At 64.7% G+C, this 26,740-nt stretch carries 25 protein-coding genes; 15 read left to right on the top strand and 10 right to left on the bottom strand.

The window, feature by feature from the left end:
- Positions 1-3 precede the first annotated feature (3 nt).
- Positions 4-288 carry a BRCT domain-containing protein gene (locus tag QRN25_RS13805; protein ID WP_271183032.1) on the bottom strand — a complete coding sequence of 95 codons (285 nt, stop codon included), beginning with the start codon at positions 286-288 and terminating at the stop codon, positions 4-6.
- Between the two features lie 182 nt (positions 289-470).
- Here QRN25_RS13805 and copC point away from each other — a divergent pair, with 182 nt between their 5' ends.
- The gene (copC, locus tag QRN25_RS13800; RefSeq protein WP_285019924.1) at positions 471-848 is read left to right on the top strand and encodes a copper homeostasis periplasmic binding protein CopC; all 378 of its coding nucleotides are present in this window, start codon (positions 471-473) and stop codon (positions 846-848) included.
- 191 nt (positions 849-1,039) lie between these two features.
- Here the strand turns inward: copC and QRN25_RS13795 are convergent, their stop codons facing one another.
- From QRN25_RS13795 to QRN25_RS13770, 6 genes are all read right to left on the bottom strand, one after another.
- Positions 1,040-1,996: a Gfo/Idh/MocA family oxidoreductase gene (locus tag QRN25_RS13795; RefSeq protein WP_285019923.1), complete on the bottom strand. Its 957-nt coding sequence runs from the start codon at positions 1,994-1,996 to the stop codon at positions 1,040-1,042.
- A 41-nt stretch (positions 1,997-2,037) separates the two neighbouring features.
- The gene (locus tag QRN25_RS13790; protein ID WP_271183030.1) at positions 2,038-2,949 is read right to left on the bottom strand and encodes a class III extradiol dioxygenase subunit beta; all 912 of its coding nucleotides are present in this window, start codon (positions 2,947-2,949) and stop codon (positions 2,038-2,040) included.
- Position 2,950: 1 nt separating this feature from the next.
- Positions 2,951-3,361 (bottom strand): protocatechuate 4,5-dioxygenase subunit alpha, encoded by a 411-nt coding sequence (gene ligA / locus QRN25_RS13785; protein WP_285020031.1) that lies wholly within the window; start codon positions 3,359-3,361, stop codon positions 2,951-2,953.
- Between the two features lie 11 nt (positions 3,362-3,372).
- The gene (locus tag QRN25_RS13780; protein ID WP_285019922.1) at positions 3,373-4,398 is read right to left on the bottom strand and encodes an amidohydrolase family protein; all 1,026 of its coding nucleotides are present in this window, start codon (positions 4,396-4,398) and stop codon (positions 3,373-3,375) included.
- A gap of 3 nt (positions 4,399-4,401) precedes the next feature.
- Positions 4,402-5,271, bottom strand: coding sequence for an NAD(P)-dependent oxidoreductase (locus QRN25_RS13775; RefSeq protein WP_285019921.1), 870 nt, complete (start codon positions 5,269-5,271; stop codon positions 4,402-4,404).
- A 68-nt stretch (positions 5,272-5,339) separates the two neighbouring features.
- A complete protein-coding gene (locus tag QRN25_RS13770) occupies positions 5,340-6,503 on the bottom strand; it encodes a LysR substrate-binding domain-containing protein (RefSeq protein WP_285019920.1) in 1,164 nt (387 codons plus the stop codon).
- 98 nt (positions 6,504-6,601) lie between these two features.
- Between QRN25_RS13770 and ligK the strand changes: the two genes are divergently transcribed.
- From ligK to QRN25_RS13750, 4 genes are all read left to right on the top strand, one after another.
- A complete protein-coding gene (gene ligK, locus QRN25_RS13765) occupies positions 6,602-7,276 on the top strand; it encodes a 4-carboxy-4-hydroxy-2-oxoadipate aldolase/oxaloacetate decarboxylase (RefSeq protein WP_271183026.1) in 675 nt (224 codons plus the stop codon).
- Positions 7,269-8,333 carry a 4-oxalomesaconate tautomerase gene (locus QRN25_RS13760; RefSeq protein WP_285019919.1) on the top strand — a complete coding sequence of 355 codons (1,065 nt, stop codon included), beginning with the start codon at positions 7,269-7,271 and terminating at the stop codon, positions 8,331-8,333. Before ligK ends, QRN25_RS13760 begins: the two co-directional genes overlap by 8 nt.
- The gene (locus QRN25_RS13755; protein WP_502910467.1) at positions 8,326-9,201 is read left to right on the top strand and encodes an amidohydrolase family protein; all 876 of its coding nucleotides are present in this window, start codon (positions 8,326-8,328) and stop codon (positions 9,199-9,201) included. The genes QRN25_RS13760 and QRN25_RS13755 overlap by 8 nt, the downstream gene beginning before the upstream one ends.
- A 124-nt stretch (positions 9,202-9,325) precedes the next feature.
- Positions 9,326-11,203 carry a bifunctional sugar phosphate isomerase/epimerase/4-hydroxyphenylpyruvate dioxygenase family protein gene (locus QRN25_RS13750; protein WP_285019917.1) on the top strand — a complete coding sequence of 626 codons (1,878 nt, stop codon included), beginning with the start codon at positions 9,326-9,328 and terminating at the stop codon, positions 11,201-11,203.
- A gap of 52 nt (positions 11,204-11,255) precedes the next feature.
- Here QRN25_RS13750 and QRN25_RS13745 read toward each other — a convergent pair whose 3' ends face one another.
- Both QRN25_RS13745 and QRN25_RS13740 read right to left on the bottom strand, forming a co-directional pair.
- Entirely contained in the window at positions 11,256-12,620 is a 1,365-nt protein-coding gene (locus QRN25_RS13745; protein ID WP_285019916.1) for an MFS transporter, read from the bottom strand.
- A 153-nt stretch (positions 12,621-12,773) separates the two neighbouring features.
- Positions 12,774-13,688: a LysR family transcriptional regulator gene (locus QRN25_RS13740; protein WP_271183021.1), complete on the bottom strand. Its 915-nt coding sequence runs from the start codon at positions 13,686-13,688 to the stop codon at positions 12,774-12,776.
- Between the two features lie 182 nt (positions 13,689-13,870).
- Here QRN25_RS13740 and aroD point away from each other — a divergent pair, with 182 nt between their 5' ends.
- Entirely contained in the window at positions 13,871-14,758 is an 888-nt protein-coding gene (aroD, locus tag QRN25_RS13735) for a type I 3-dehydroquinate dehydratase (RefSeq protein WP_285019915.1), read from the top strand.
- Between the two features lie 50 nt (positions 14,759-14,808).
- Here aroD and pobA read toward each other — a convergent pair whose 3' ends face one another.
- Positions 14,809-15,978: a 4-hydroxybenzoate 3-monooxygenase gene (pobA, locus tag QRN25_RS13730; protein WP_285019914.1), complete on the bottom strand. Its 1,170-nt coding sequence runs from the start codon at positions 15,976-15,978 to the stop codon at positions 14,809-14,811.
- A 123-nt stretch (positions 15,979-16,101) separates the two neighbouring features.
- Here pobA and QRN25_RS13725 point away from each other — a divergent pair, with 123 nt between their 5' ends.
- The 9 genes from QRN25_RS13725 to QRN25_RS13685 all read left to right on the top strand — a co-directional run bounded on the left by QRN25_RS13725 (position 16,102) and on the right by QRN25_RS13685 (position 26,739).
- Positions 16,102-16,983 carry a helix-turn-helix domain-containing protein gene (locus tag QRN25_RS13725; RefSeq protein ID WP_271183018.1) on the top strand — a complete coding sequence of 294 codons (882 nt, stop codon included), beginning with the start codon at positions 16,102-16,104 and terminating at the stop codon, positions 16,981-16,983.
- 132 nt (positions 16,984-17,115) lie between these two features.
- A complete protein-coding gene (locus QRN25_RS13720; RefSeq protein WP_285019913.1) occupies positions 17,116-18,000 on the top strand; it encodes a LysR family transcriptional regulator in 885 nt (294 codons plus the stop codon).
- Between the two features lie 228 nt (positions 18,001-18,228).
- Positions 18,229-19,347 (top strand): amidohydrolase family protein, encoded by a 1,119-nt coding sequence (locus tag QRN25_RS13715; RefSeq protein ID WP_285019912.1) that lies wholly within the window; start codon positions 18,229-18,231, stop codon positions 19,345-19,347.
- A 35-nt stretch (positions 19,348-19,382) separates the two neighbouring features.
- Positions 19,383-21,041 carry a class I adenylate-forming enzyme family protein gene (locus tag QRN25_RS13710; protein WP_285019911.1) on the top strand — a complete coding sequence of 553 codons (1,659 nt, stop codon included), beginning with the start codon at positions 19,383-19,385 and terminating at the stop codon, positions 21,039-21,041.
- A 34-nt stretch (positions 21,042-21,075) separates the two neighbouring features.
- A complete protein-coding gene (locus QRN25_RS13705) occupies positions 21,076-23,445 on the top strand; it encodes a TonB-dependent receptor (protein WP_285019910.1) in 2,370 nt (789 codons plus the stop codon).
- Positions 23,445-24,719, top strand: a complete 1,275-nt coding sequence (locus QRN25_RS13700; protein ID WP_285019909.1) for an MFS transporter — start codon at positions 23,445-23,447, stop codon at positions 24,717-24,719. Before QRN25_RS13705 ends, QRN25_RS13700 begins: the two co-directional genes overlap by 1 nt.
- A gap of 1 nt (position 24,720) precedes the next feature.
- Entirely contained in the window at positions 24,721-25,887 is a 1,167-nt protein-coding gene (locus tag QRN25_RS13695; protein ID WP_285019908.1) for a thiolase C-terminal domain-containing protein, read from the top strand.
- The gene (locus QRN25_RS13690; protein WP_285019907.1) at positions 25,884-26,312 is read left to right on the top strand and encodes a Zn-ribbon domain-containing OB-fold protein; all 429 of its coding nucleotides are present in this window, start codon (positions 25,884-25,886) and stop codon (positions 26,310-26,312) included. Before QRN25_RS13695 ends, QRN25_RS13690 begins: the two co-directional genes overlap by 4 nt.
- Positions 26,299-26,739, top strand: coding sequence for a Zn-ribbon domain-containing OB-fold protein (locus QRN25_RS13685; protein ID WP_285019906.1), 441 nt, complete (start codon positions 26,299-26,301; stop codon positions 26,737-26,739). Before QRN25_RS13690 ends, QRN25_RS13685 begins: the two co-directional genes overlap by 14 nt.
- Position 26,740: the final 1 nt, after the last annotated feature.

The raw sequence follows: 26,740 nt of genomic DNA, 5'->3' as shown, positions 1-26,740 counted from the left end.
CCCTCAGGACACCAGCAAGTGCGAAGGCGCCGCAGCGGGCAGGCCAAGCAGTGTGTCCTCGTGGACGTAGGCATGCTCACGCGCACCATCCGGTCCGGCACTGCCCGAAAGGCCGCCCCACAAACCGACTCCGCCGGCGACAACGCAGGCAAGCAGGAGGGATCTGTGAAGCGCCCATCGCTCGCGCCCTGCCGCCAGCCCGGCCATGACTTTGCCATCGAGCGTGCCAAGGGCCATTGGCACGGGTTCGTCGCGCAGTTGTGCAAACATGCGATCCAGATCGTCCAAGCCTTCGCTCCTTTCACACGTCCACACGCCGTCGGGCTCACTGCTCATACGCGGCAAATCGCCGCATCCCTCGCCCCGTAAAAATTTCGCGACGCATGAGAGGGATCGCGCCGGACCTTGCGTATGACCTCATGTAAATCCGGACAAGCTGGTTCGTCCGGATCGAATGAGGAAACCTTGCGATGCGCCTTGCTGTCCCTGCGGCCGCCATCGGCCTGTCCATGGCAGTCCTGCCCGCCGCGGCGTTCGCCCATCCCGAGCTGTTGAGCGCGACCCCGGCGGCGAAATCCGCCGTGACCAGGCCGACCTCGATCGTCCTCAACTTCTCCGAAGACCTCGTTGCGCCGCTGTCAGGGTTCGATCTTGTCATGACCGGTATGCCCGGAATGGCCGATCATAAACCGATGCCGATCAAAGGCATCGTCGCCAGGGCCAAGGGCAGGGCCGTGACGGCGGCACTGCCGCGCCCCCTTCCGACCGGCACTTACATCCTGACCTGGCACGCGGCCGGCGCCGACCAGCACCGCATCGAGGGCAGCTACGGCTTCACCGTCCGCTGATGCATGAAGGAGAGCGATTGCCGCTTCATTTCCATGGCGCCTGTGCCTGGATGATCGCTTTATGGCGCGCCGTGTGGCCTCGCTGCGTGCCTGAAGCACCGCGACCATAAATGGTCACGGTGCTTGCATGGCTCAGGAACGGATGCCGGTTGCGATCATCGGGCTACGTCCCATGCGGATGCGCCGTGCCGTCAGGACCAGCCGTCCTGCGCTTCGAGGCTGGCGGCCAGTTCGCCGATCACGCGGTAGCAGTCGAGCACCTTGCCGACCGACGAGTTCGGCTCGCGCCCTTCGCGGATCGCGGCGATGAATTCGCGGTCCTGCAGTTCGATGCCGTTGTTCGAAACGGTGACGCCGGTCAGGTCGATCGGTTCTTCCTTGCCGTTCACAAGGTCGTCGTAGCGCGCGATATACGTGCCGTTATCGCCGATGTAGCGGAAGAAGGTGCCCAGCGGGCCGTCGTTGTTGAACGACAGCGAGAGGGTGCAGATCGCACCGGTTTCCGCCTTGAGCTGGATCGACATGTCCAGAGCGATGCCCAGTTCGGGGTGCTTCGGCCCTTGCAGCACGTTGGCGGCGACGATCTTGCCCGACTGGTAGGCGAACAGGTCGATCGTGTGCGCGGCGTGGTGCCACAGCAGGTGGTCGGTCCAGGACCGCGGCTGGCCCTTGGCGTTGATGTTCTTGCGGCGGAAGAAATAGGTCTGCACGTCAAGCTGCTGCAGCGTCAGTTCGCCGGCGGCGATCCTGTTGTGCACGTACTGGTGCGAAGGGTTGAAGCGGCGGGTGTGGCCGACCATGCAGACGAGGCCGGTTTCCTGCTGCTTGGCGACGACTGCTTCAGCATCGGCCCAACTGTCCGACAGCGGGATTTCCACCTGAACGTGCTTGCCCGCGTTCATGCAGGCAATCGCCTGTTCGGCGTGCATCTGGGTGGGAGTGCACAGGATCACCGCGTCCACATCGGGCAGGGCCAGTGCTTCGGCCAGATCGGTGCCGGAATGCGGCGCGCCGTACTTGGCGGCGACTTCGGCGGCCTGCTCGGCGGAGCGGCTGATGACCGAGGCGATTTCCACGCCGTCGATGTTCTTGAGGCCGTCGAGGTGCTTTTCACCGAAAGCACCGGCGCCCACGAGGGCTATGCGCATGGTATTCTCCCAAGGAATGGATGAAATGTAACGAACGAAATTCAGATCGCGGATTGGGCTGCCGCGTTGTTGCCTTCCAGCGTCGGGCTGGGCGGCACCGTGCCATCCACCGGTTCGAGCACGAGATGCCCGATCGCGGTATTGGAGCACGGAACGTGGTAATGGCGGTGCAGCGCCCTGGTTTCGCGGCCCAGCGCGCCGCGCATGATCAGCCACATCACCATCTCGATACCTTCGGAGCCGGTTTCACGCAGGTATTCGATGTGCGGGATCGTGCGCAGCTTCTGCGTGGAGCCGACCATGCCGTCGAGGAACATGTTGTCCCATTCGGCATTGATCAGCCCGGCGCGCGGCCCCTGAAGCTGGTGGCTCATGCCGCCGGTGCCCCAGATCTGGACGTTGAGATCCTCACCCTCGAAAGACTGCACGGCGCGGGCGATCGCCTCGCCCAGCGCCCAGCAGCGGTTGCCCGAGGGCGGCGGATACGTGACCACGTTGACGGCCAGCGGGATGACCTTGGCGGGCCAGTTCTCGGGCGCGCCGTACATCATCGTCAGCGGCACGGTCAGGCCATGATCGACGTCCATCTCGTTGATGATCGTCATGTCGAATTCGTCGAGGATCAGGCTTTGGGCGATGTGCCAGGCGAGGTCCGGGTGGCCTTCGACGTCCGGCACCTTGCGCGGTCCCCAGCCTTCGTCGGCGGGCTTGTAGCGTTCGCCGCAGCCGATCGCGAAAGTCGGGATGATCTTCATGTCGAACGCCGATGCGTGGTCGTTGTAGACCAGGATCACGACGTCGGGCTTGTTCTCGGGCTTCGCGATCCACTCTCGCGTCCAGTCGTAGCCTGCGAAGATCGGGCCGAAATAGGCGTCCCGGTCCTTGCCGGTATCGGCGGCGACACCCAGAAGCGGCACATGGCTGGAGGCGATGCCTGCGGTTATGCGGGCCATTTCAACAGTTTCCTTTGATCGAGCGTACGCCTTCGGGCGAACGGCCGCCGGCATCCATCATGGCTTTGTATTCATCGACGCTCATACCGGTCATCGTCGAGACCGCCTGCAGGAAGCTGAGGCCGTCGGTCGAGAAGACCTTGGACAGGAAGTAGATGTTGCCGCCAAGATCGAGCAACCGGTTGTAGTCGCGGGCGAGCACGGCTTCCTTCTGGTCGTCGGTCATCGGCCATTCGTTCAGGTAGGCGCGCTCGTCCGCCAGCCAGCGGGTGCGGTTCTCTGCTTTCATCAGGCTCATCGCGAACTGGTTCAGATGGTAGCCCTGCCGGGCGCGCGCGGCAGTGTAGACGCGCGTACCGGGGATATCGTCGAACTCGCCAAGATATTCGTGAATGTCCCGTGGGCCGATCACAGCCTTTTCGGTCACAGGCCGCGTTCCTTCAGCTTCGCGTCGAGGCGCGGGAAGACCTTGCGGGTGTTGCCTTCGAAGATCGCGTGACGCTCCTCGTCGCTGATGTCGAGCGCATCGACATAGCGCTTGGTGTCGTCGAAATAGTGGCCCGTCTGCGGATCGATGCCGCGCACCGCGCCGACCATCTCCGAGCCGAACAGGATGTTCTTGTTGGCGATCACGTCGGCCAGCAGGTCGATGCCGGGCTGGTGGTAGACGCACGTGTCGAAGAACACGTTGTTCATGATGTACTCGTCAAGGCTGGGCTTCTTCAGCATGTCGGCAAGGCCCCGATAGCGGCCCCAGTGGTAGGGCACCGCGCCGCCGCCGTGCGGGATGATGAAGCGCAGCTTCGGGAACATCGCGAAGAGGTCGCCCTGCATCAGCTGCATGAAGGCTACGGTGTCCGCCGCGATGTAGAAGCCGCCGGTCGCGTGCATCGCCGGGTTGCACGAACCCGAAACGTGGATCATCGCCGGTACGTCCAGTTCCGACATGACCTCGTAGATCGGGAACCAGTATTCGTCGGTCAGCGGCGGGTGCTCGAAATGGCCGCCGCCCGGATCGGGGTTGAGGTTGCAGCCGATGAAGCCCAGTTCCTCCACGCAGCGGCGCAGTTCCTTGATCGAGGCGGTGAGGTCCGCCTTGGGCGACTGAGGCAGCATGCAGACGCCCACGAACGTTTCGGGGAACATCGCGACCACGCGGGCGATCAGGTTGTTGCAGTGGAAGGCCCACTCCTCGGAGATCGCCTGATCGCCGACATGGTGCGCCATGGCCGATGCGCGGGGGGAGAAGATCGTCAGATCCGCCCCGCGTTCCTTGATCAGCTTCAGCTGGTTCTGCTCGATCGTCTCGCGGATTTCCTCGTCGGAAATCTCGGGGTAGGGCGGGATCGGCTCGCCGGCCTTGAACGCGGCGATCTGGGCCTCGCGCCAGGCATCGTGGGCCTTGGGCAGGACGGTGTAGTGACCGTGACAGTCGATGACGAGCGACATGGCTCAGTTCTCTCCCTTGGGTGTGGCGGTAATGGCCGCAAGCTTCGCGGTGAAGCCTTCCGGCAGCGATTCGATGGTGAATTCAGCCCCGACGTCTCCCAGCGCCTGCTGGCGGGTGACGGTGCCCTGGGTCATGAGCGGATCGATGCCCAGATCGCGCAGCATCTGCGCGGCCTCGGCCATCTCTGCGGCGCGGCGGCGGCCGTGGACGAGCATGCGGTCGAGATTGTAGTCGGCGCGTGTCGCCCAGGAAATCGTCTTCTCGCTGGCGTCGAGCGAGGCGAGCACGGCCTCGGCCACATCCTCGGCATGGGCGGCCAGCATCATCTCGGCGGTGAGCGCTTCCAGCCCCTTGACCATGACCGAGCGCACCAGCTTGATCGCGGAGGCCCGGCCGATGGCATCGCCGACGACAGTGGTTCTGGTAAAGCCCGCGTCGCGCAAGCGGCTTTCAGCCTCCTGCGCATCGGGGCCGGAGATGTTCAGCGGCACGGCCATGCGGGCCGGGTTGACCGGGGCCATCACTGCGACATCGACATAGCGCCTGCCCGCGTCCGCGAAAGCGCGCGCGGCTTCCCGCTTGGTGCCGGGAGCGATGGAGTTCATGTCGCAGAAGAGAGCTTCGGGCGCGATGAGCCCGGCGCATTCCCGCGCGACCTGCAGCGCCTGGTCGGCGGTGACGAGTGAAAGGACGATGGCTGCCCCCGTCACGGCCTCGCCCATGTCCCGGCACGGCATGACGCCAAGCTCGGTCATGGTGGCCAATCGGGACTTAGCAATATCGAATACGAGCGCGCGTTCCTGCCATGACGCTGCTTTGGCGAACGTCGCCCCGGCTTCGCGAAACCCGATGATGCCTATGGTGCCTCTCATGGCGGCTTAAGTGCCGTTGAGTGCCGTTCGGTCGCAAATCGGAACTCGCGAAGAGTTATAAGACTGCGCTAAGTCTGTGTAAGTCCGCAATCGCGTGCGGCGGCTTCGAGATCGGCAAAAAACTCCGACTGGACCTCGGTGGGAAGGAGGGAGGCGCGGGTCGTCATGCCGATTGTACGGGCGAATCGTTCGGGCAGGCGCGCCAGCGGGCGCAGCCATCCGGCCTCGACTTCCACGGATACCTGATCGGGGGAAAGCAGGGTGATGAAGTCGGTGCCCATCAGGACCTGCCGGATCATCATCACCGATCCCGATTCGATCGGAACCGGCGGCAGGGGCAGGCCGAGGTCCGTGAAATAGCCTTCGAAACTGTCGCGCAGCGGGGTTCCGCGCGGGGCCAGCGTGAAGGGGAACCGCGCCATGTCCGCGCCGGTCGGGTCCGTGTCCGCCAGGGGATGGCCGTGCCTTGCGTAGAAGGCCGGAACGTCGTCGAACAGGCGATGCTGGGCGAGGTCAGGCTCGGTCAGCGGTTCGCGCAGGGCGCCCACCATGAGGTCGATCACGCCGCTGCGCAGCGGTTCGACGAGTTCGGCGCGCGATCCTTCGACGATGGTGAGGCGAACCTGTGGCCTTCGCGCAAGAAAGCGGGCGACGGCGGCAGGCAGGATGCGCGCGCGGGACAGCGGCATGGCGCCGATGGCGATGCGCCGTGTTTCGTGCCCGCGCAGGGCCATGACTTCGGACAGTCCCGCTTCCAGTTCGACCTGAGACAGGCGAAACTCGCGCGCCAGTTGATTGCCTGCATCGGTCGTGATCGCGAACTTGCCCCGGCGGCTCACCAGCGTGCGGCGCAGCGCCAGCGACAGATCGCTGACGGCGCGGTGGATCGATGGGATCGATAGCCCGGTCGCCTGGCTGGCGCCGGTGTAGCTGCCCGTCTCCGCCACTGCCAGCATCGCGCGCATCCGCGACATGGTGACGTGCGGGCTCCGTATATGAGCCAGCGCGGCGGCGATGCGGGGGGCAAGGATCTCGCCCGCGCGGGTCGGGATCATGCCGTCATGGCGACGCTCGAACAGTGGCAGGCCCAGCGTGTCCTCCAGCCGGCCCAGCGCCTGTGTTATTGCGGGCTGGCTTAGGTTGACCGCGCTGGCGGCGGCATTGACCGTTCCCAACCGGGCAATTCGCTCCACCGCATGAAGGTGCCGAAGGTTCAGCGTCCAGATGTCCATGCGGTCACTCTTAGCCAAATCCAATCGCACTTTCCAAAGTTCTCTTTCCGTTGCGACGGCGGCTTCGCCATCTCGGTGCAAAACTAGGAGTGCATGTCATGAGTGGTATCGTCGTCCAGAACATCGAGCGCGCTGACCCGGCCGTGATCGACGGTCTCGCCAGGTGCGGCGTGGCAACCGTTCACGAAGCGCAGGGCCGCACGGGTCTGCTCGCCAGCTATATGCGGCCGATCTACAATGGCGCGCGCATCGCCGGCTCGGCGGTGACTATCAGTGCGGCACCGGGCGACAACTGGATGGTCCATGTCGCCATCGAGCAGCTCAAGGACGGCGACATTCTGCTCCTCGCCCCGACCAGCCCTTGCGAGGACGGCTATTTCGGCGACCTTCTCGCCACCAGCGCGCAGGCGCGCGGCTGCCGTGGCCTGATCATCGACGCCGGCGTGCGCGATGTGCGCGACCTGACGGAGATGAACTTCCCCGTCTGGTCCAAGGCGGTCTATGCGCAGGGCACCGTCAAGAACACGCTGGGCTCGGTCAACGTGCCCGTGGTCTGCGCCAATGCCGCCGTGCAGCCGGGTGACGTGATCGTGGCCGACGACGACGGCGTCTGCGTCGTCCCGCGTGAAAAGGCAGCCGAAGTTCTGGCCGCCGCGCAGGCCCGCGAAGCCAATGAAGGCGAAAAGCGCGAGAAGCTGGCCAGCGGCGTCCTTGGCCTCGACATGTACAAGATGCGGGAGCGTCTGGAGAAGGAAGGTCTGAAGTATGTCTGACCCTTCCGTCAGCGCTCCCTGCATGTGGATGCGCGGGGGCACGTCCAAGGGCGGGTACTTCCTGAAGGACGACCTGCCCGCCGAACCGTCCGCGCGCGATGCCTTCCTGCTGGACGTGATGGGCTCGCCCGATCCGCGCCAGATCGACGGCATGGGCGGTGCCGATCCGCTGACCAGCAAGGTGGCGGTCGTCGCGAAATCCGCACGGGATGGGATCGACGTCGATTACCTGTTCCTGCAGGTCTTCGTCGATAAGGCGGTCGTGACCGACGCGCAGAACTGCGGCAACATTCTGGCCGGGATCGGCCCTTTCGCGATCGAACGCGGGCTGGTGGCCGCCACTGGCGATGAGACGCCGGTGGCGATCTATATGGAGAACACCGGGCAGGTCGCCGTCGCTACCGTACAAACGCCGGGGGGCAAGGTCACCTACAAGGGCGAAGCCGCGATCGACGGGGTGCCCGGCACCCATGCTCCGGTGCCGCTGGAGTTTCGCGACACCGCCGGTTCCTCGTGCGGCGCGCTGTTGCCGACCGGCAATGCGGTCGACGTGGTGAACGGCGTGCCGGTAACCCTGATCGACAACGGCATGCCCTGCGTGGTGCTCAAGGCGAAGGACGTGGGGATCACCGGTTATGAGGATCGCGACACGCTGGATGCCGACACGCAGCTCAAGGCGCGGATCGAGGCGATCCGGCTTGCCGTGGGCGAGCGGATGAATCTGGGCGACGTGACCGACAAGTCCGTACCCAAGATGATGCTCGTCGCGCCGCCAAGGAACGGCGGGGCGGTCACCGTCCGCAGCTTCATCCCGCACCGTGCCCATGCCACGATCGGCGTGCTGGGGGCGGTGTCGGTGGCGACCGCGTGCCTGCTTGAAGGCTCGCCCGCCGCCGAGGTCGCGGCGACGCCGGCAGGCGCACGCAAGACCCTCTCGGTCGAGCACCCCACCGGCGAGATGACCTGCGTACTTGAAACCGACGAAAGCGGCGCCGTCGTCAGTGCGGCCCTGCTGCGCACTGCGCGCAAGCTGATGGATGGGATTGTCTATGTCTGATCGTATCGTTTCCTGGCACGGCGCGCCCTCGAAGCCGCTCTACACTCCGCCGGCGGGCGCGATCGACGCGCATTGCCATGTCTTCGGACCGATGGCGCAGTTCCCGTTCAGTGCCAAGGCGAAGTATCTGCCCGAGGACGCCGGGCCGGATATGCTGTTCGCCTTGCGCGATCACCTGGGTTTTGCGCGCAACGTGATCGTGCAGGCAAGCTGCCACGGCACGGACAATGCAGCCACGCTCGACGCCATCGTGAAGAGCAATGGCAAGGCCCGCGGGGTCGCGGTGGTCGATCCGGCGATTTCTGAGGCAGACCTTGCCGCGCTGCACGAAGGTGGCATTCGCGGCATTCGGTTCAACTTCCTTAAGCGTCTTGTCGATGACGCGCCCAAGGACAAGTTCCTCGAAGTGGCCGGGCGCCTTCCCGAAGGCTGGCATGTCGTAATCTACTTCGAGGCCGACATTCTCGAGGAACTGCGCCCCTTCATGGATGCGCTTCCGGTGCCGCTGGTGATCGATCACATGGGCCGTCCCGATGTCCGGCAAGGGCCGCATGGTGCTGACATGAAAGCCTTCCGCGCCTTGCTCGATAGCCGTGACGATATCTGGTTCAAGGCGACCTGTCCGGACCGCCTCGACCCGGCCGGCGATCCGTGGAACGCCTTTGCGAATGCCGTGGCGCCGCTGGTCTCGGATTATCAGGATCGCGTGCTCTGGGGCACCGACTGGCCGCACCCCAACATGCAGGATGCTATCCCGGACGACGGGAATCTGGTCGACATGATCCCGCGCATCGCCCCGACACCGGAATTGCAGCACAAGCTGCTGGTGACCAATCCCATGCGGCTTTACTGGCCCGAAGAACTTTGACGGTATTGCCCGCCGGAGCGATCCGGCGGGTATAACCAAATGCTATGAAAGACGGCTCCGCAACCGCTTAAAGTCATGCCCTGCTGCGCAGATATGGAGTACACCATGTCCAGCGGAGCATCCGATGCACAATGCCATTGCCACCGTGTCGCTGCGCGGCACTCTTGAAGAAAAGCTGGCCGCTGCCGCGCAAGCGGGTTTCCAGAGCGTCGAGATATTCGAGAACGACCTGATAGGTTCTGCGCTGCGTCCGCAGCAGGTCCGCAGGCTGATGGAGGATGCCGGGCTGTCCTGTTCGCTCTATCAGCCGTTCCGGGATTTCGAAGGCATGCCCGGTGCCCTGCGGCAGCGGGCGCTGGACCGCGCGGAACGCAAGTTCGACGTGATGGAGGCACTGGGCACGGATCGCATCTTGGTGTGCTCGAACTGCTCGCCCGCCTCGCTCGGCGATCGGCAGCGCATCGTCGACGATTTCCGCGAACTGGGCGAGCGGGCCGCCCGGCGCGGCATCCTCGTCGGCTACGAAGCGCTGGCCTGGGGGCGGCACGTCAACGATCATCGCGATGTATGGTCGATCGTGAAGGAGGTGGATCACCCCTCGATCGGCATCATTCTTGACAGCTTCCACTCGCTGTCGCGCGGCATTCCCAATGACAGCATCCGCGACATCGCGGGCGACAAGATCGTCTATGTCCAGTTGGCCGACGCGCCGCTGCTGGACATGGACCTGCTCTACTGGAGCCGCCATTTCCGCAATCTTCCGGGGCAGGGCGGTTTCGACCTGACCAACTACGTCGCGGAGATCCTGCGCACCGGCTATGAAGGGCCGCTGTCGCTGGAGATATTCAACGACCGCTTCCGTTCGATCTCCACCAGGCTGATCGCGCAAGACGGGCATCGCTCGCTCGAATATGTCCGCGACGCCGCCCTTCGCGTATTGGGCCGTCCGACGGCGATGCCCGCCGCCCAGGCACCGATGCGGGCCGAGTTCGTGGAATTCACCGCCGGGTCGGAAGACGTGGCACGGCTGGGCGAAACCTTCGCCGAACTGGGCTTCGCAAGGACGGGCACGCACCGCACCAAGAAGGTGACGCGATGGCGTCAGGGTGAGGTCAATCTGGTCGTCAATGCCGAGCCGAAGGGCTTCGCACAGTCCTATCGAATCGTGCACGGCACCTCGATCTGCGCGATCGGCGTGCGGGTGAACGACGCGCAGGCGGTGATGGATCGCGCCGCCGCTCTGGGCATTCGCGCCTATAAACCGGAAGGCCGTCCGGGGCGCATGGCGATGCCCGCCTTGCGAGGCGTCGGCGGCAGCCTTGTCTACCTTGTCGAGGACGCCGGCGCTGAGGCGCTGTGGGCGCGGGAGTTCGAGTCGGCGGATGTCTCCGCCGCGCAGGGCGACACGGCGGTGCGGGGCATCGATCACCTCGCAGCGGTCGTCCACAATGACGAGTTCCTGTCCTGGCAGCTCTATTGGCGCGCCCTGTTCGGGCTGGAAGGCCGTGATGCGCAGGACGTCATCGATCCGGCCGGACTGGTCCACAGTCAGGCCCTGCAGTCGCCCGACGGCGCCTTCCGCCTGACCCTCAATGCCTCCGATGCGCGCGAGACGCTCTCGTCGCGTTTCCTGGCGCAGGGGCTAGGCGGCGGCTTCCAGCACGTTGCCCTGGCCAGCGACGATCTGTGCGCCACCGCCCAGGCGCTTCAGGCACGCGGCGCTGCGATGCTTGATATTCCGGCGAACTATTATGACGATCTGGCCGCCCGCTTCGGACTGACGGACGAAGTGCTGGCAGGGATGGTGCAGGCCGGGATGCTTTACGACGAGGATCTGGAAGGCAATGCATACCGGCAGTTGTACAGCCGGGCTTTTGACAAGCTGTTCTTCTTCGAGTTCGTCGAACGGGCACCTGCCTATGTCGGGTACGGAGCGCCCAATGCCGGTGTCCGGCTTGCCGCGCAGAACCGCTATCGCGCGGCGACAGCAGGGGCGGAGTAAATAGGCAAGAGCCCCGTCCGCCGTTTGGCAGATGGGGCTCTTGTTTTTCAGTTCAGCGCTGGCCGGGCAGGCGGATCAGCGAGGCGCAGAAGCCCGCCAGCACGACCGGTACTGCAAACACCGTGAAGATGACGGGAAGGGAGACCTTCTCTGCCAGCAGAAACCCTCCCAGCATCGGGCCGATCACGGCGCCGATGCGGCCTATGCCCATGGCCCAGCCGATGCCGGTGCTGCGTGCCTCGGCTGGATAGAGGCTGGTCGCCAGCGGATAGCAGCCGTTGAACCCTCCCTGCACGAAGACGCCGATGAGGAATGCGGTCAGCAGTGTCGCGGCCAGCGGCATCGACACGGCGCCGAACACTACCAGGGCAACCGCCGCCAGCAACATGTAACCCAGGATGAGGCGGCGCAGGTCGAAGCGCATGGCTACGTAGCTCAGCAGCGAAATGCCGACGAAGGCGCCGATGTTGAAGATGGCCCCGGCATAGATCGCGTCCTTGGCCGGGAGGCCCGCTTCGACGGCGAGCTTGGGGATCCAGCTGATGACGAAATAGAGCGTCATGAAGCTGAACGTGATCGCCAGCCACAACAGCATGGTGCTCGCCGCGCGCCCCTCGCTGAGGAGGCCGCGCAGCCCGACGTGCTCGGCCTGGGCGCTCTTGCGCTCCGGCAGGGCTTCAAGCGGAGCGCGGCCGATGACGACGAGCAGGCGATTGGCCCGCTGCAGTGCGTTCGCAGGCTGCCGGGAGAGCAGGAACTCCACCGATTCCGGCAGGAAGGCAAAGACGAGCGGGATCAACAGCAGGCACAGCGTCGCCGCGCCCAGCAGCATGGCCTGCCACCCGTGCGCCTCGATGTGCTGGGCGACGAGAAAGCCCGTCAGGGTCGCGCCGACGGGGTATCCGGCCTGCAGGAAGCCCACGGCGAAGGTGCGGTGACGGGCGGGAGCATATTCGGCCGTCAGGGCCGCCATGCTGGCGAGGACGGTGCCGATGCCGATGCCGACGATGAAGCGGCTAATCAGCAGTTCGGTGATCGAGCTTGCCAACCCCGAGCCGAACATGGCGGCGGCCATCATGACCAGCGAGGCAAGGATAAGCTTGCGCCGCCCGAACCTGTCGGCCAGCGGAGCCACCAGCAGGCCGCCGGCGGCCATGCCTGCGAGGCTTGCGCTGAAGACGACGCCGAGGCTCTCGGGGCTGATCCGCCAGTCCACAGACAATGCGGGTGCGATGTACGACAGGATCAGCACGTCCATGCCGTCCAGCATGTTGAGCATGAAGCAGATCGCCACGATGAGCACCTGCCGGGCAGACCATCGGTCGTCGCCGGACAGTTCCTTCACGCTTGAGGACTGGCCCTGCACGGTGACGTAGGGGCGGACGGAAACCGACCCCGAGGCGGAATAACTTGCCATGGTAACGCTCTTTTCCATCCTCTTCACGGCGCTTGCTTTGCGCCTGTGCTCGCCCGGTCATTGAACAGCGTCAGTCGGGCCTTACCGATCATGTCGTAACGGCAACAGCGTAATTCTCGCACACCACGCAACGATGTTCGGCATGCCCTTATGTTATGGGTGGGAATGCGTCGCAGATCGCGGCAAAGCCAGGAGAATGTTGCGCGCGATCTCTTCGAACGTTTCGCCAACCAGCGTCCGTGCCGTTTCCAGATTTCGGCTTATGTAGACGGGCAGGGTGCCGGGATGCTCGAATTCCAGGAAGCGCACGGTGTCGGCATGGGGCTGCATCGCGGTGAAGCTGTCAACCAGCGCTACCCCCATGCCGTTGGCAACGAAGGCTACGGCCGTCTCGGCGAAGCGCACGTAAGTCGCCACGTCCAGTACCTCGCCCGCTTCTTCGTACATTCGAGCGATGATCTGGCCGTGCGGCGTTTCCTTGCGGAAGGACTGGATTCGTTCGCCGTGCATATCGGCAAGGGCGATATGGCTCCGGTCCGCAAGCCGGTGCCCCGCCGGGACGGCGCAGACCATGCGGCCGCTGCCGATGCGGCTGGACAGCACGTTGGGATGGTCGATGGGAAAGACGCTCAAGGCATAGTCGCCGCGCTGCAGGGCCAGCCAGTCGACCGCCTGCTCCACCGAAAGCACGTCGAACTGGATGGTGACGTCGGGGTAGTTGCCCGTCAGCCGCGAAAGCATCTGCGGCACCACCGAATGCCCAAGCGAGGGCGATGCACCGACCCGGAACGTCCGGTCGACACCCTTGGCCAGCCGCTGCACCACGTGTTCGAGGTCGCTGAAGCCCTTGAAGACCTGCTCCACTTCCCGGAACAGCGCCTGCGCTTCGGGGGTGGGCAGCAGGCGGCCGCGCGTTCGGTCGAACAGGCGGAAGCGCAGCTTGTCTTCCATGTGCCCGATCATGCGGCTCAGCCCTGGCTGCGACGTGCCCAGCATTCGCGCTGCGCCGCTCACCGTCTTGGTGATCATCACGGCGTGGAAGATTTCTATCTGCCGGATCGTCAGCATAGGCCTGCATATCCGATTGCCGCGCCAGGGGACAATAGCGATCCGCTCGGCGCAATGCACCGGCCCGCGTCGGACCGCACGTGAAAAAGTGGAACGAGGAGACTTCCCATCAGGTTATGTACCATTTAGTACACACGAATGCCGACCACAAGATCGGTTCATGACACTTGCGGAGATTGAATATGCCTTTGATGCGGCGCCGCCAGGCTCTTGCCCTTGGTGCAGCGGCAGGAATCCTGCCCACTATCGGCGCTACGGCGATGGCCGCGGCTCCTGCTCCGAAAGCACCGAATCAGCTCCGGCCGATACGGATTCGTGACGTGGAGATCGGAGCCGGTCGTACCAAGACCATTGTGTCGCTGATCGAAACTACACCCGATGCGGTGCTGTCGCGGGCGCGCCTGCTGGGCAGCATGAGCGAGGTCGACGTCGTGGAATACCGGGTCGACTTTCTGGATGCCACCCTCGATCCGCAGGCGGTCGCGGCAACGATGCGCCCGGTGGCCGATGCCATCAAGGGCAAGCCGCTGGTGGTGACGTTCAGAACCAAGGCCGAAGGCGGGCAGAAGGCCATCACTCCGGCCGAGTACGCGGCCATCTATCAGGCGGTTCTGAAAAGCGGTGCAGGCGACCTGATCGACATCGAAGCCGCCTTGTTGTCCGATCCGGCAGTGGCCAGGCTCAAGGCCGATGTGCAGGCGATGGGACGCCATGTGATTCTGTCGCACCACGATTTTGCGGTCACGCCTTCGGTTGAGGTCATGGTTACGCTGCTGCGCCGGCAGCAGGCGCTCGGTGCGGATATCTGCAAGCTGGCGGTAATGCCGCATGATGCCGGCGACCTGCTGCGGCTGCTGGAAGCGACCTGGATCATGCGTCGCGACCACGGCGATCGGCCGCTGGTAACGATGGCGATGGGTGGTATCGGCGCCGTGTCGCGACTGGCGGGGGAAGCGTTCGGTTCCGCGCTGAGCTTCGGCGCCCTGGGTGATCCGTCCGCGCCGGGGCAGGTGAAGGTTGCCCAACTGCGGGATACCCTGGCCATCGTGCACGACGCCATAGCGGGGTAAATCGAGTTTGATCCCGCCGGATCGATCGGGCGGGGCTTTTTCTTGGCGCGTCAGACCGGGAGGCCAACGTAGTTTTCCGCGATGACGCGCTGCGCTGCATCGCTCGATGCGATATAGTCCAGCTCCGCAAGCTGGATGCGGCGTTCGAAGACGCCGTCATCGGGGAAGCGATGCATCAGCTTGGTCAGCGACCAACTGAAACGCTCTGCCTTCCAGACGCGGGCGAGGGCTTTCTCGGAATATCCGGCGATCGCATCGCCATCGTTGCTCTTGAAGAACGCCAGCAGCGCCTCTGATGCATAGTGAACGTCGCTGGCTGCAAGGTTTAGTCCCTTGGCGCCGGTGGGCGGCACGATATGTGCAGCGTCGCCGCACAGGAGCAGGCTGCCATGGCGCATCGGTTCGAACACGAAGGACCGTAGCGGCGCGATCGATTTCTCGATGGAGGCGCCGCGCGTGATGTGTGCGGCCGCTTCGGGCCCCAGGCGGATGCTGAGTTCATCCCAGATGCGTTCGTCGCTCCAGTCCTCGACCCTCTCGGTTACCGGAACGTCGATGTAATAACGGCTGCGCACGTTGCTGCGCTGGGAGGCGAGTGCAAAACCTCGATCATGGTTCGCGTAAATCAGTTCATGGTTACACGGAGGCACGTCGGCCAGAATACCAAGCCAGCCGAAAGGATAGACCCGTTCGAAAGTCCGGCCCACAGACGCGGGAATCGTCTGACGTGATGGGCCGTGGAAGCCGTCGCATCCAATGATGAAGCGGGCATCGACCCGGTGCTCGGCGCCATTCTTGGTGTAGGTCACGAAAGGGGCGTCGCTTTCGATATGATGCAGGGCGACGTCGGCGGCCTCGTAGATTATCTCCAGGCCGCGCGGTTCGGCGGCTTCCATCAGGTCGCGGGTCAGCTCGGTCTGGCCATAGACCATGACCTGCTTGCCTGTCAGGGCCTTGATGTCGATGCGGATCAGCCGTTCGCCGTCGGCCAGGTTGAAGCCGTCATGCGGCAGGCCTTCCGCTTTCATGCGCGCATCGAGGCCAAGGCGTTCCATAAGGCCGACGGTGACCTGTTCCAGCACACCGGCGCGGATGCGCGACAGGATGTAAGGCCCGGTCTGGCGTTCAAGCACGATGCAATCCACGCCTTCGGCTTTTAGAAGGTGTGCCAGCAATAGACCCGCAGGTCCTGCCCCAATAATTGCAACCTGTGTCTTCATCGCGCAATCTCCACGGGCGGCGCGCTCTGGTTCGGCGCGTTCGCATAGCCATGGATTGACAGCGGCGGACCTCTGCTGGAAGAGACGGCAAGGTCATATGACAGGTACTTTTGGGACAGGGCGATGCAGCATAGTTCTATTCCCAGCTTCGTCCTGTATGGCGAGAAGTCGGGCGATAATGTCCCGGAATTCGCGCATATAGAAACGATAGCGACGCGCAGCGCCTTGTACGATTGGGAGATTTCGCCGCATCGCCATCTGCGCAGCGTGCAGGCCCTGCTGTTATCCAACGGACAGGTTGAGTTCCGCTGCGATGATCTGGTGCGCCATCTTTGCGCCCCCTGTTACATGATCGTGCCGATCGGCAGCGTGCACGGATTCCGCTTTACGCCGGAGACATCCGGGCATGTGATGACGCTCTCGGCGGGATTTACCTCGCGCGCGACAGGTAGCAACGATCCTCTGCTGCGCTTGCTTACCCAAGGTGCCTGCGGAACCGTACCGGAGGCTAACGTCGCGCGGGTGTCTTGGTTGTGTGACGAACTGCTCAATTGTCAGGCAGACTGGCGCGCACCGCAACCGATGTTCATGGCTCTGGCCGAAGCGCTCGTCAGGTCTCTGCCTTTACCCATTCAAGACGAGACGCTCGACGAAGAACGCCTTGTGGCGTTCCGTCGGCTAATTGAAACTCACCTGCGAGAGCATTGCAGCGTTTCCTGGTATGCACGGCGACTGGGTATCACCGCGAAGACCCTTAATCGGACATGTCAGCGCAGCTTGGGTTGTACGCCGACGGAGCTTATCCATGCCCGCTTGATTCTGGAGGCTCGGCGGCTTCTGGCGTTCACAAATGCGACTATTGCGCAGGTATCCGAAGATCTTGGTTTTTCGGACGCATCATATTTTTCCAGATTTTACGCGAGGCTCACTGGAAACCGGCCGCGATGTGATCGTATGCCCAACGACGGACACTCCTTGCGTGCATGGGCCATGCCCAGGCCATGATCGCCGCTCTGGCGGAGGGACATTGCCACGAGCATTCGCATCGCCGATGACTTTGCCATCGCATAACCAGTAGCTGCCTTCGCCTTTGTGAAATCCCTTGCCGGCGCGGGCGCCGAACGGCACTCCATCAACATGAAGGTATCGATCCGGCAACTTCAGGTTTTTGATGCGGTTGCGGCAACCGGCAGCGTGACCGCTGCGGCAAACCGCCTGAACATGAGCCAGAGCGCGGCAAGCAGCGCCTTGACCGATCTGCAGATCATCCTTGGCCGGCAACTCTTTGCTCATGCCAAGGGGCGGCCGCTTCAGATCACCGACGAAGGAAAACGGCTGCGTTCCACCATTCGTTCGGTCCTTTGCACGATCGAGGATATCGAAGGAGATCGGGACGATGCCCCGTTGAACGGGCAGCTCGTACTGGGCGCGACTCCAATGGTGGCGGAGACGATTCTGCCTCAACTGTGCGTCGGCTTCATGCGCAACCATCCCGAGGTGCAGATCCGCGTCGAATCCCAGTCCACCATGGACCTCTTCGAGCGGCTCAGCCGGTTCGAGCTGGAGACTGCGGTGATCGAGAACTTCCCCGATGTTCCCGGTGTCGAGCTGACCCCCTGGCGCACCGACGAGATGGTGCTCATCGTCGCCCCTGATCACCGGCTGGCGAGAAGGCAGGGTCTGGCGATCGGTGATCTGGCGGGAGAGCGATGGTGTCTGCGCGAAGCGGCCTCGTCCGAATGCGCGCGCCTGCGCTACCTGATGCACGAGCAGATCGGTCAACTGCGTGTCGCTTTCGAATCCACCAGCAACTGGGGCATTCGTGATGCTGTGGTCGCCGGTGGTGGCATCGGTTGCCTGTCACACGAAGTGGTGAGGACCGACCTGGAGCAAGGACGGCTCGTGCAACTGGCTGTATCCGGCTTTTCCTATACCCGCGCGCTCAGCCTCGCCCGGCCGCGGAAAATCTCTCGGGGGCGTTTGGTCGCCGCTTTTGACCGATACCTTATCGAAAACGCCTGACCCATCGGTTATGTCGATAGGGGTGTTCCGAATTTCGCAGCTATCCCGGTGACCGCTCCCGGCCTAATTCTCGGCGTATACAAGGCAGCAGGCCGCGCGGAGCAAGCAGATAGGGCAGGGAGAGGTGCATTTGCCGGGGATTACCCGGTGCGTGCAGTCGCGCCTGCATCATCAGCGGGTTTTCGGAAAAGGGAATAGCCAGCGCGGCCGCTTTCGGGAGAGGGCGGGATGACTTTCGTATTCAGCGCCGACGGACATTTCGTCGAGCCATCGGATCTGTTCAGCGAAGGGCTGCCGCCCTCGTTGCGCACTTTCGGTCTTCATGCGGTGAAGCAGGATGATTTCATCCTGTCGATGGCGGGTGACAAGGTCCTGCAGAAAACCCCCATCGAGCGTGGGCCGCCACGCCTGGGGCCTGACGGGGATCCGTTCGGCCGCCCGGACCGGCGCGGCAACCGGGAAGTCGAGTTCCGTCTGCAGGACATGGCCCTCGACGGTGTCGATGCCGAGATCGTGTTCCCCAGCCTCGGCCTGACCGCCTACATGATCGAGAACGCGGAGGCGGAACTGGCCACGGCGCAAGTCTACAACGACTGGCTGCACGGTCTGCTCAAGGACCATACGCGCTCGTTCGTGCGCTGCGGCATCCTGCCGGTGCGCGACTTTCGCAATACGATCGCCGAGATGGAGCGCCTTGCCGCGCTCGGCTTCACGTCCGCCATGCTGCCCAGCCTGATCGAACGCGATTCCGGCATTCCGCAATATACCAGCGAGGCATGGGATCCGGTCTTCGATGCCGCGCAGCGCCTTGGCATCGTCTTCGCGCTGCACACCGGGACCGGCCGCAACGACGTGCGCAGTTTTCGCGGCGCGGGCGGCGCGGTGATGAACTACATGATCCAGGCGACGGACGGCATGATCACAATCGGCGCCATGGTCGCGGGCGGGCTGCTCGATCGCTTCCCCGGCGCCAAGGTCTGCGTGATCGAGGGCGGCGCGAGCTGGCTGGCGGCCCTCGCGGAGCGGATGGACGAGGTCTACGACGCGCACCAGTCCTTCGTGCGGCCCAAGCTGTCGCTGACCCCGCGCGAGATCATCGCCCGGCAGGTCGCCTGCTCGTTCCAGACGGATCGTGCCGGGATCATGTCGCGTTCTGTCACCGGGACGGCGGCCTTGCTGTGGGGCGCGGACTATCCGCACCACGAAGGCACGTTCCCCCGGTCTCGGCAGGTCATCGCCGAACTGTTCGAGGGCATCGACATTTCCGAGGTGGACAAGGCGGCCATCGTCGGCGGCAATGCAGCGCGGCTGTTCCGCCTCGACCGCCCGGAGTTCGCGGCCGGATGATCGCGGATACGCAAGCAAAGATCGCGTGGCGGCCGGTGACCCGGAAAGATCGGGAAGCGCTGGAGGCGGCCCGATCGCGCACGATGTGGCAGGTCTTGAGCGACGCCGCCGCACTCGACCCCGACCGTGACGCGCTGGTTGCGGCCGACGATGCGGGCGCGGTTACGCGACTGACGTATGCCCAACTTCTGGAAAGGGTGCGCGATCTGTCGGCGGGCCTCGCCAGCATCGGCGTCACGCGCGGCGACCGGATCGTGCTGTGGATGACCAACCGGCTGGAATGGATCGTCTCGTTCTTCGCGGCGGCCCGGATCGGGGCCGCGGTGGTGCCGATCAACACGTTCCTGAAAGCGCCGGAAATCGCCTATTGCATACGGCAGTCGGGGGCGCGCCACCTGATCATGCTCGATCGCTTCCGCAAGCTCGACATGCCAGCGATCCTTGCTGAAATCTGTCCCGAATTCGCCGAGGCGCAGGTGCCCGGCGCATTGTGCTCGCGCGCGATGCCGGACTTGCGCAACGTGGTCCTGTTCGCCCGCGAAAGCACGTCCCACCGCGCCGCTTTCGACTGGACGGCGCTCGAGGCGGTCGGGCGCGAAGGCCATGGCGACTGGCTGGCCGTTGCCGACCGGATGGCCGAGGCGGTGACGCCGCAGGACGTCTTCGTGGTCAAGTATACCTCGGGCAGCACCGGCTTTCCCAAGGGCGTGATGCTGCAGCAAGGCGGTTTCGCGGCGAATGGTATCCTACATGCCGGTCGCACGGGCATGCGGCGGGACGACGTTTATTTCTCGATGATGCCGCTATTTCACGCGGGTGGCAGCATCTACGGGCTGATGAGCATGCTGCCGCAAGGCGGCACGCTGGTCTTCACCGAGGCTTTCAGCGTCGATCTGGCCGTGCGGCTTATCGTCGAGGAGGCGGCGACGATCTTCGTCAGCGTGCTCGGCAAGGAAGCGGTGATGGAGGCGCAGGCGCGCGGGATCACGTTCCCGAGGCTGCGCATGGCGCCGCTCCACAACGATGCGGCGCGTGCGGTGATGCCCAACGTCACCTTCGCGTTCTCTCCCTACGGGCTGACCGAGACTTACGGGCCTTGCGCTATCACCGGCCCCAACGATGCCCCCGCAAAGATGCTGTCGACCGGCGGAAGGCCGCTGCCCGGCAACGAGATAAGGGTGGTTGATCCCGAAACCGGACGCGATCTCGGCCCCGGCCAGACCGGCGAGGCGTGGATCCGCGGCAACACCATGATCGGCTACTGGAACAGACCCGAGGAGACGGCGCGGGCGATCGATGCCGAGGGCTGGGTCCACAGCGAAGACCTCGTGAGCATCGATGAGGACGGCTACGTCACGTATCGCGGCCGCATCAAGCTGATGGCCAAGGTCGGTGGCGAGAACGTCAGCCTCGAGGAGGTCGAGCGCTGCCTTGTCGGCCACGAGGACGTGACGCACTGCGCCGCCGTAAGTGTTGCGGATCCGCGCAAGGTCGAAGTGCTGCGGGTCTACGTCGTGCGGCGTCCGGCAAGCGCGGTCAGCCCCGAGGATCTGCACGCCTGGCTGAAGCCGCGCCTCGCGCATTTCAAGCTGCCTCGCGACATCGTCTTCGTCGATGACCTGCCGCGGCTGGGCAGCGGCAAGCTCGACAGGATCGCGCTGGCGGCATGGGCGAGGGCGGCCGTCGCAATCTGAACACGAAAAATCAAAAATAACGAGGGAGGAACGGATGAAGAGCTTGAAGGAAACGGCCATCGCGGGAGCAAGCTTGCTTGCCCTGGGTGCGGCGTCGCAGGTGCAGCAAGCCGCCGCGCAGGAAGCCCAGTCGCAGCAGGCGGCCGACATTAACGCGGACATCATCGTCACGGCCCGCCGCCGCGAAGAGTCGCTGCAGGACGTGCCGCTGACCGTGCAGGCGGTGACCGGGCAGGAGATCCAGAAGCTCAACTTGCGTGAATTCCGGGAGATCCAGTCCCTCGTGCCCGGGCTGTCGCTGGGGCAGGAGCCCAATGGCGTCGCCACCCGCGCTACGCTGCGCGGCGTTGCCTTTGACGTGAACGCTAGCGGCAACAACGGCACCATCGAATTCTACATGAACGATGCGCCGATCACGGCGGCGATCCTGTTCCAGTCGATGTTCGACGTCGGCCAGATCGAGGTGCTGCGCGGCCCGCAGGGGACGTTGCGCGGCCGCGCCTCGCCATCGGGATCGATCACCGTGACCACCCACAAGCCCGAATTGTCCGAAGTCGGTGCGACGATGATCGCCACGGTGAACACATGGGGCGACGTCAACGGGCAGGCGGCGCTCAACATCCCGCTGGTTCAGGACCGTCTGGCGATCCGCCTTGCGGGGGTCATGGACGAGACCGACGACAACCGCATCCACAGCATCAACGACGATGCGAAGCCCAGCCGCCGCACGCAGGGAGGGCGCCTGTCCGTCCGCGCGGAGCCGATCGACGGGCTGACGCTTGACGGCAGCTACACCCAGACCATCCGCAAGGCCGTCTCTTTCCTGCCGGCGGAATCGCTCGACTACATCGACCCGGCCGCACCTGCGGCGCCGGTTGCGCTGACGCCGGACGATCGCACCTCGGTCATGTATACGCCCTACACCTATCGTCAGAGCTTCACGGTCTGGAACTGGGCCGCCCACTGGCAGATATTCGGGCAGTCGCTGAACTATCTCGGCTCGCACAACAAGCAGAAGTACCGATCGCTGCAGCCCAACGACCTCGGCGCCGCGCTGCCTGCGACGGCACCGGAGGATTTTCTCGGCGCCGGTCAGAATTCCAGCACCAATGCGAAGCAGACCAACCATGAACTGCGGCTGTCGTCGGACCAGCGCGTTCTCGGCATCTTCGACTACGTCGTCGGGGCCTTGTGGAACAAGCTCTACAATCCGACGAACCTCGAGGTTCAGACGCCTGTTTTCGCCGGGAGCACGGCGCGGCCTCTTCTGCTGAACCGCACTCCGGTCGAGCGCGTCGGCAGTTCGTTCGAGCGATCCTTCTTCGGCAACGTGACTGCGCATCTGGGCGAGGGCACCGAGGTTTCGGGCGGTATCCGCCGCATCCGCTACCATTCCGAGGGAAGCCTCGTCACCCGGGGCGTGCCGGTTCCTGCGGCCGACGAGGACCGCACCCTGCACGCGACGATCTATTCAGCCTCGATCAAGCACAACTTCACCCGCGACCTTATGGCCTATGCCAGCTTCGGCACTTCGTGGCGGCCGGGCTCCGGGTCCAATCCCGTGCAATTGCGCGATCAGTCGCAACCTTACGGGCTGCTCGCCAGCCTGTATTATCCGGATCCGGAGAAGTCCAAGTCCTACGAACTGGGCGTGAAATCGCAGTGGCTGGGCGGTCGTCTGCGGATCAATGCAACGGTGTTCCACCAGACCTTCGACAACTTCGCCTATGCTGCGCCGAGCATCTTCTACATCGCCGATGTCGGCGGTTCCGTCGGTGTACGCCAGATCACCGCGCTGACGGTGGGCGTTCCGGCCAAGGTCAACGGCGCCGAACTGGAAGTGTCCGGCACCCCCATGCGCGGCTGGGACATCGGCGCGACGATGAGCTACGCCAAGGGCACGATCGACAACGCGACGATCCCCTGCAATCCTTATGCGGGCGTCCCCACGGCGGCGCAGATTCTCAATGCTTCGGGTGGTGAGCAGGTCTCCGTCTGTCAGGTCGACGGGCTGCGAGCCGGGCCGAACGCGCCGTTCACGGCTACCGTGCAGTCCGAGTATACCGCGTCGATCGGTTCCGGAATCGATGGTTATCTCCGTGGCCTTGCTAGCTTCTACGGCAAGTCGCGCAACGATCCGGTGAACCCGATCGACGACATTTCGGCCTACGCGCTCGTCAATCTCTACGCCGGTGTACGCGCGGACGATGGTGCATGGGACGTAGGCTTCTACGCCAAGAACCTGTTCGATACCGACAAGGTGCTTTCGCGAGGGGCCACGGCTCCGGTGAGCGGAGCGTCGGTGGTAGGCGGTGTCACTCCGGCAAGCCGCTACCGCATCATCTCCTTGACTCCGCAGCGCGAGATCGGCCTGACTGCCCGCTTCGCCATCGGCAGCCGCTGATGGAGGCGGTGCCCGCAAGCTACTTCGGCGAGATCCGGCGCAATGCCCGATCGCTGGCGGCCGCCGCCCTGGGGTCGGGCGGCGGGCTCATGCTGATGAGCTATACCACGACGATCTTCGGGCCATATCTGGTCCGCACGTTCGGCTGGTCGCGATCGCAGTTCGCGCTGATCGGGCTGGCGATGTTCTCGACGCTGATCGCGTTGCCGTTCATCGGCCGCCTGACCGACCGCTTCGGCGTGCGGCGCACCGCGCTGGTGGGCGTGCTGGGCATCCCTGCCTGCCTGAGCGCCTACAGCTTCATGAGCGGCAGCTTCCCCACCTACTTCGCAATATCCTGCATGATCCTGGCGCTGGGCAGCTTTACCAGCCCGGTGGTCTACACCCGCCTGATCGCGGCCGATTTCGACAAGGCGCGCGGCCTCGCGCTGACGTTCGTGACGATCGCGCCCGCCTTGCTTGGGGCGATCGCCGCCCCCTTGCTGACGGCGGTGATCGACGCCTGGGGGTGGCGGGTCGGCTATCGCACGCTGGCGGTGTTCGTACTGGTCTGCGGACTGACGGCGCTGGCGCTCGTGCCGCCTCACGACCGGGACGGTGTTGCAGGTGCGCGTGTCCACGTCGCCACGGTGCGGGCGGACTACGGGGCGATCCTGCGCAGTGGCTCGTTCTGGATGATCTTCGTCGCGATGCTGCTGTGTACCCTGCAAACGCCGCTGCACAGTTCGCAGATGGCGCTGATGCTGCACGACAATCATCTGGGCAGCGGGGCGGTCGCCGGGATGATCTCGATCTACGGGCTTGGCACCGTGATCGGGCGGGTCGGCTGCGGACTGGCGCTGGACCGGTTCTCGGCCCCGGTCGTCGCGGCGATCTCGATGCTGCCGCCGGCGCTGGGATATGCGTTGTTGGCCAGTTCTGTGGACACCACCGTCGTGATCGGAGCGGCGATGTTCATGGTGGGCTTCGCGGTCGGCGCCGAAGGCGATCTCCAGTCGTTCCTCGTCGCGCGGTATTTCCCGCTAAGGATATTCAGCACGACGCTCAGCCTCGTCTACTGCGGGGTTTTCGCGGCCTCCGCGCTCGGGGCCTTGCTGTTGAGCGTGCTGCTGCGCACCAGTGACAGCTTCGCGCCGTTCCTGATGGTCGTGGCCTGCGCGATCGCTCTGGGCAGCCTCGTGTTCCTGATGCTGCCGCGCGGGAGGACGGCGCCCGGCAGTGATGCCGGGGACGATCCATCGTCCCGCACGGTGCCTGCTCTGGAGATGCAGTGACATGGGCAGGAAAGCGCAATCCGCGATCGTCGGCAGCGGGGCGACGCCGTACTATTTTCGCGGCGAGAGCGCGCCGCAGACGGTGCTGGAACTGATCGACAAGGCGGTGCTGGCCGCCGTAGCCGATGCCGGGCTGCACATCGACGATGTCGACGGTCTGGCTTTCTTCGCTTTCGGTTTCGACACCGGCATGATCATCGAGCAACTGGGCCTGAAGAACGTGACCTTCGCGCATTGCGTCTCCGCGTTCGGCGGCGGCATGGCGGGGATGCTCGACCTTGCCGACATGGCCATCTCGACGGGCCGGCTGCGCAACGTGGTGTGCATCGGGGCGACGCAGCAGGTCGGGCGGCGGGTCGGCCAGGCGCTCGGCAACTTCGCGGCGAGCCCGGACAACATCTTCCACCGTATCGCCGGTCTGAACGGCCCCGGTCAGGCGCTCGCGCTGTCGGCAAGGCGGCACATGCACGAGTTCGGCACCCGGCGCGAGGCTTTCGCTGAAGTCGTCATGGCGTCCCGCGCGGCGGCCGCGACCCGCGAGACCGCGTTCCGCCGCAAGCCGCTCTCGATGGACGAGTACATGGCAGCGCCGATGCTGGCCGATCCGATGTGCAAGTTCGACTTCTGCCTCGAGACCGATGGCGCGCTGGCCTTCGTCGTCACCGCAGCCGATCGGGCACGCGACCGGCCGCAACCGCCGGTCTACATCGCCGGGGCCGCGCAGCATGGCAGCTGCGACTGGGGCAGGGCCTTCTTCTGGCTGGGACAGACGCCTGAGGCTTTCGTCTCGGCGGGCGGCGTGAAGGTGGCCGAGCGGCTCTACCAGCTTACCGGCATGACGCCTGCGGACATCGACGTGGCCTGCCTCTACGACCATTTCTCGCCGCTGGTGATCATGCAGCTTGAGGATTTCGGGTTCTGCGCCAGAGGCGAGGGCGGGCCGTTCGTCGAAAGCGGCGCGATCCGGCTTGACGGGGCGATCCCGGTGAACCCGCACGGCGGCCACCTGTCGGAAGCCTACGTCGTGGGCATGACGCATATCCGCGAGGCGGTGGAGCAGTTGCGCGGCACGGCGGTGAACCAGGTGCAGGGTGCGCGCACGGCGCTCGTCACCGGTGGTCCCGCGCCGACGCCGATGACCGCCGCGATCCTGAGGAGCGAACCATGAGGCTCAGCATCACGCCCGATTTCGCGGCGCTGGAGATTGCTCGCGATGCCTGGTCAGAACCGTTCTGGCAGTGGGGGGAGCAGGGCGAGGTGCGGATGCCCGCTTGCCTCCATTGCGGCGCCTTCCGTTGGCCCGCCGGGCCTTTCTGCCCGAGCTGTCGCACACAAGAGGTCGAATGGAGGCCGGCCGGACAGGCGCGGATCCATACCTTCACCATTCTGCCGATCTCCGGGGAGGCGACGAAGGTGCGGATGCCGACGCTCGTGGAGTTCGACGACGCGCCCGGTGTGCGTCTCGTTTCCGTCCTCGTCGCTGCCGATCCGGATACGGTCGCAATCGGCATGCCGGTCGCCATCGACTGGATCGCCGCGAGCAATGGCAAAGTGGCGGTCTTTCGCACGGAGGCTACCGGTGACCGAGCCTGACGACCTTGCGGTCTTCGCCTATTTCCACGACGTCCACGTCGATCGTGACAACATCGCGCATTATCGCGGGCTGATGCGCAGCCGGTTGCTGGTCAATCGCTGCAACGAGTGTGGTCACTGGATCTACCCTCACCGCCCCCTCTGTCCGGAATGCCTCAGCTTCTCGGTGGAGCCTGCGGAGGTGAGCGGGCTCGGCAGGCTCCATATGTGGACGCTGATCCACCAGTCGCGCGATCCGGACAAGCCGTTGGCCGCGCCGCTGCTGGCGGCGGCTATCGAACTCGTCGAGCAACCCGGCCTGCGCTATCTTTCGCGCGTGGTCGGGTGCCCGCCCGAACGGCTGCGGCACGACATGCCGGTGCAGCTTACCTGGATCGAGGAGGAGGGCCGTCGCTGGCCCGCCTTCACGCCGCTGGAGGTGGGCTGAC

The sequence above is a fragment of the Novosphingobium sp. fls2-241-R2A-195 genome, assembly GCF_030209485.1.
Lineage (GTDB): Bacteria > Pseudomonadota > Alphaproteobacteria > Sphingomonadales > Sphingomonadaceae > Novosphingobium > Novosphingobium resinovorum.
Note: the sequence above shows the minus strand (reverse complement) of the source record. Positions and strands in the feature narration are given on the sequence as shown.

Bases quoted from the DNA above. Each gene is read 5' to 3' on its own strand.
- copC (WP_285019924.1), top strand. From the start codon at position 471: ATGCGCCTTGCTGTCCCTGCGGCCGCCATCGGCCTGTCCATGGCAGTC.
- QRN25_RS13795 (WP_285019923.1), bottom strand. From the start codon at position 1,996: ATGCGCATAGCCCTCGTGGGCGCCGGTGCTTTCGGTGAAAAGCACCTC.
- QRN25_RS13790 (WP_271183030.1), bottom strand. From the start codon at position 2,949: ATGGCCCGCATAACCGCAGGCATCGCCTCCAGCCATGTGCCGCTTCTG.
- QRN25_RS13780 (WP_285019922.1), bottom strand. From the start codon at position 4,398: ATGTCGCTCGTCATCGACTGTCACGGTCACTACACCGTCCTGCCCAAG.
- QRN25_RS13775 (WP_285019921.1), bottom strand. From the start codon at position 5,271: ATGAGAGGCACCATAGGCATCATCGGGTTTCGCGAAGCCGGGGCGACG.
- QRN25_RS13770 (WP_285019920.1), bottom strand. From the start codon at position 6,503: ATGGACATCTGGACGCTGAACCTTCGGCACCTTCATGCGGTGGAGCGA.
- ligK (WP_271183026.1), top strand. From the start codon at position 6,602: ATGAGTGGTATCGTCGTCCAGAACATCGAGCGCGCTGACCCGGCCGTG.
- QRN25_RS13760 (WP_285019919.1), top strand. From the start codon at position 7,269: ATGTCTGACCCTTCCGTCAGCGCTCCCTGCATGTGGATGCGCGGGGGC.
- QRN25_RS13755 (WP_502910467.1), top strand. From the start codon at position 8,326: ATGTCTGATCGTATCGTTTCCTGGCACGGCGCGCCCTCGAAGCCGCTC.
- QRN25_RS13750 (WP_285019917.1), top strand. From the start codon at position 9,326: ATGCACAATGCCATTGCCACCGTGTCGCTGCGCGGCACTCTTGAAGAA.
- QRN25_RS13745 (WP_285019916.1), bottom strand. From the start codon at position 12,620: ATGGCAAGTTATTCCGCCTCGGGGTCGGTTTCCGTCCGCCCCTACGTC.
- QRN25_RS13740 (WP_271183021.1), bottom strand. From the start codon at position 13,688: ATGCTGACGATCCGGCAGATAGAAATCTTCCACGCCGTGATGATCACC.
- aroD (WP_285019915.1), top strand. From the start codon at position 13,871: ATGCCTTTGATGCGGCGCCGCCAGGCTCTTGCCCTTGGTGCAGCGGCA.
- pobA (WP_285019914.1), bottom strand. From the start codon at position 15,978: ATGAAGACACAGGTTGCAATTATTGGGGCAGGACCTGCGGGTCTATTG.
- QRN25_RS13725 (WP_271183018.1), top strand. From the start codon at position 16,102: ATGCAGCATAGTTCTATTCCCAGCTTCGTCCTGTATGGCGAGAAGTCG.
- QRN25_RS13720 (WP_285019913.1), top strand. From the start codon at position 17,116: ATGAAGGTATCGATCCGGCAACTTCAGGTTTTTGATGCGGTTGCGGCA.
- QRN25_RS13715 (WP_285019912.1), top strand. From the start codon at position 18,229: ATGACTTTCGTATTCAGCGCCGACGGACATTTCGTCGAGCCATCGGAT.
- QRN25_RS13705 (WP_285019910.1), top strand. From the start codon at position 21,076: ATGAAGAGCTTGAAGGAAACGGCCATCGCGGGAGCAAGCTTGCTTGCC.
- QRN25_RS13700 (WP_285019909.1), top strand. From the start codon at position 23,445: ATGGAGGCGGTGCCCGCAAGCTACTTCGGCGAGATCCGGCGCAATGCC.
- QRN25_RS13695 (WP_285019908.1), top strand. From the start codon at position 24,721: ATGGGCAGGAAAGCGCAATCCGCGATCGTCGGCAGCGGGGCGACGCCG.
- QRN25_RS13690 (WP_285019907.1), top strand. From the start codon at position 25,884: ATGAGGCTCAGCATCACGCCCGATTTCGCGGCGCTGGAGATTGCTCGC.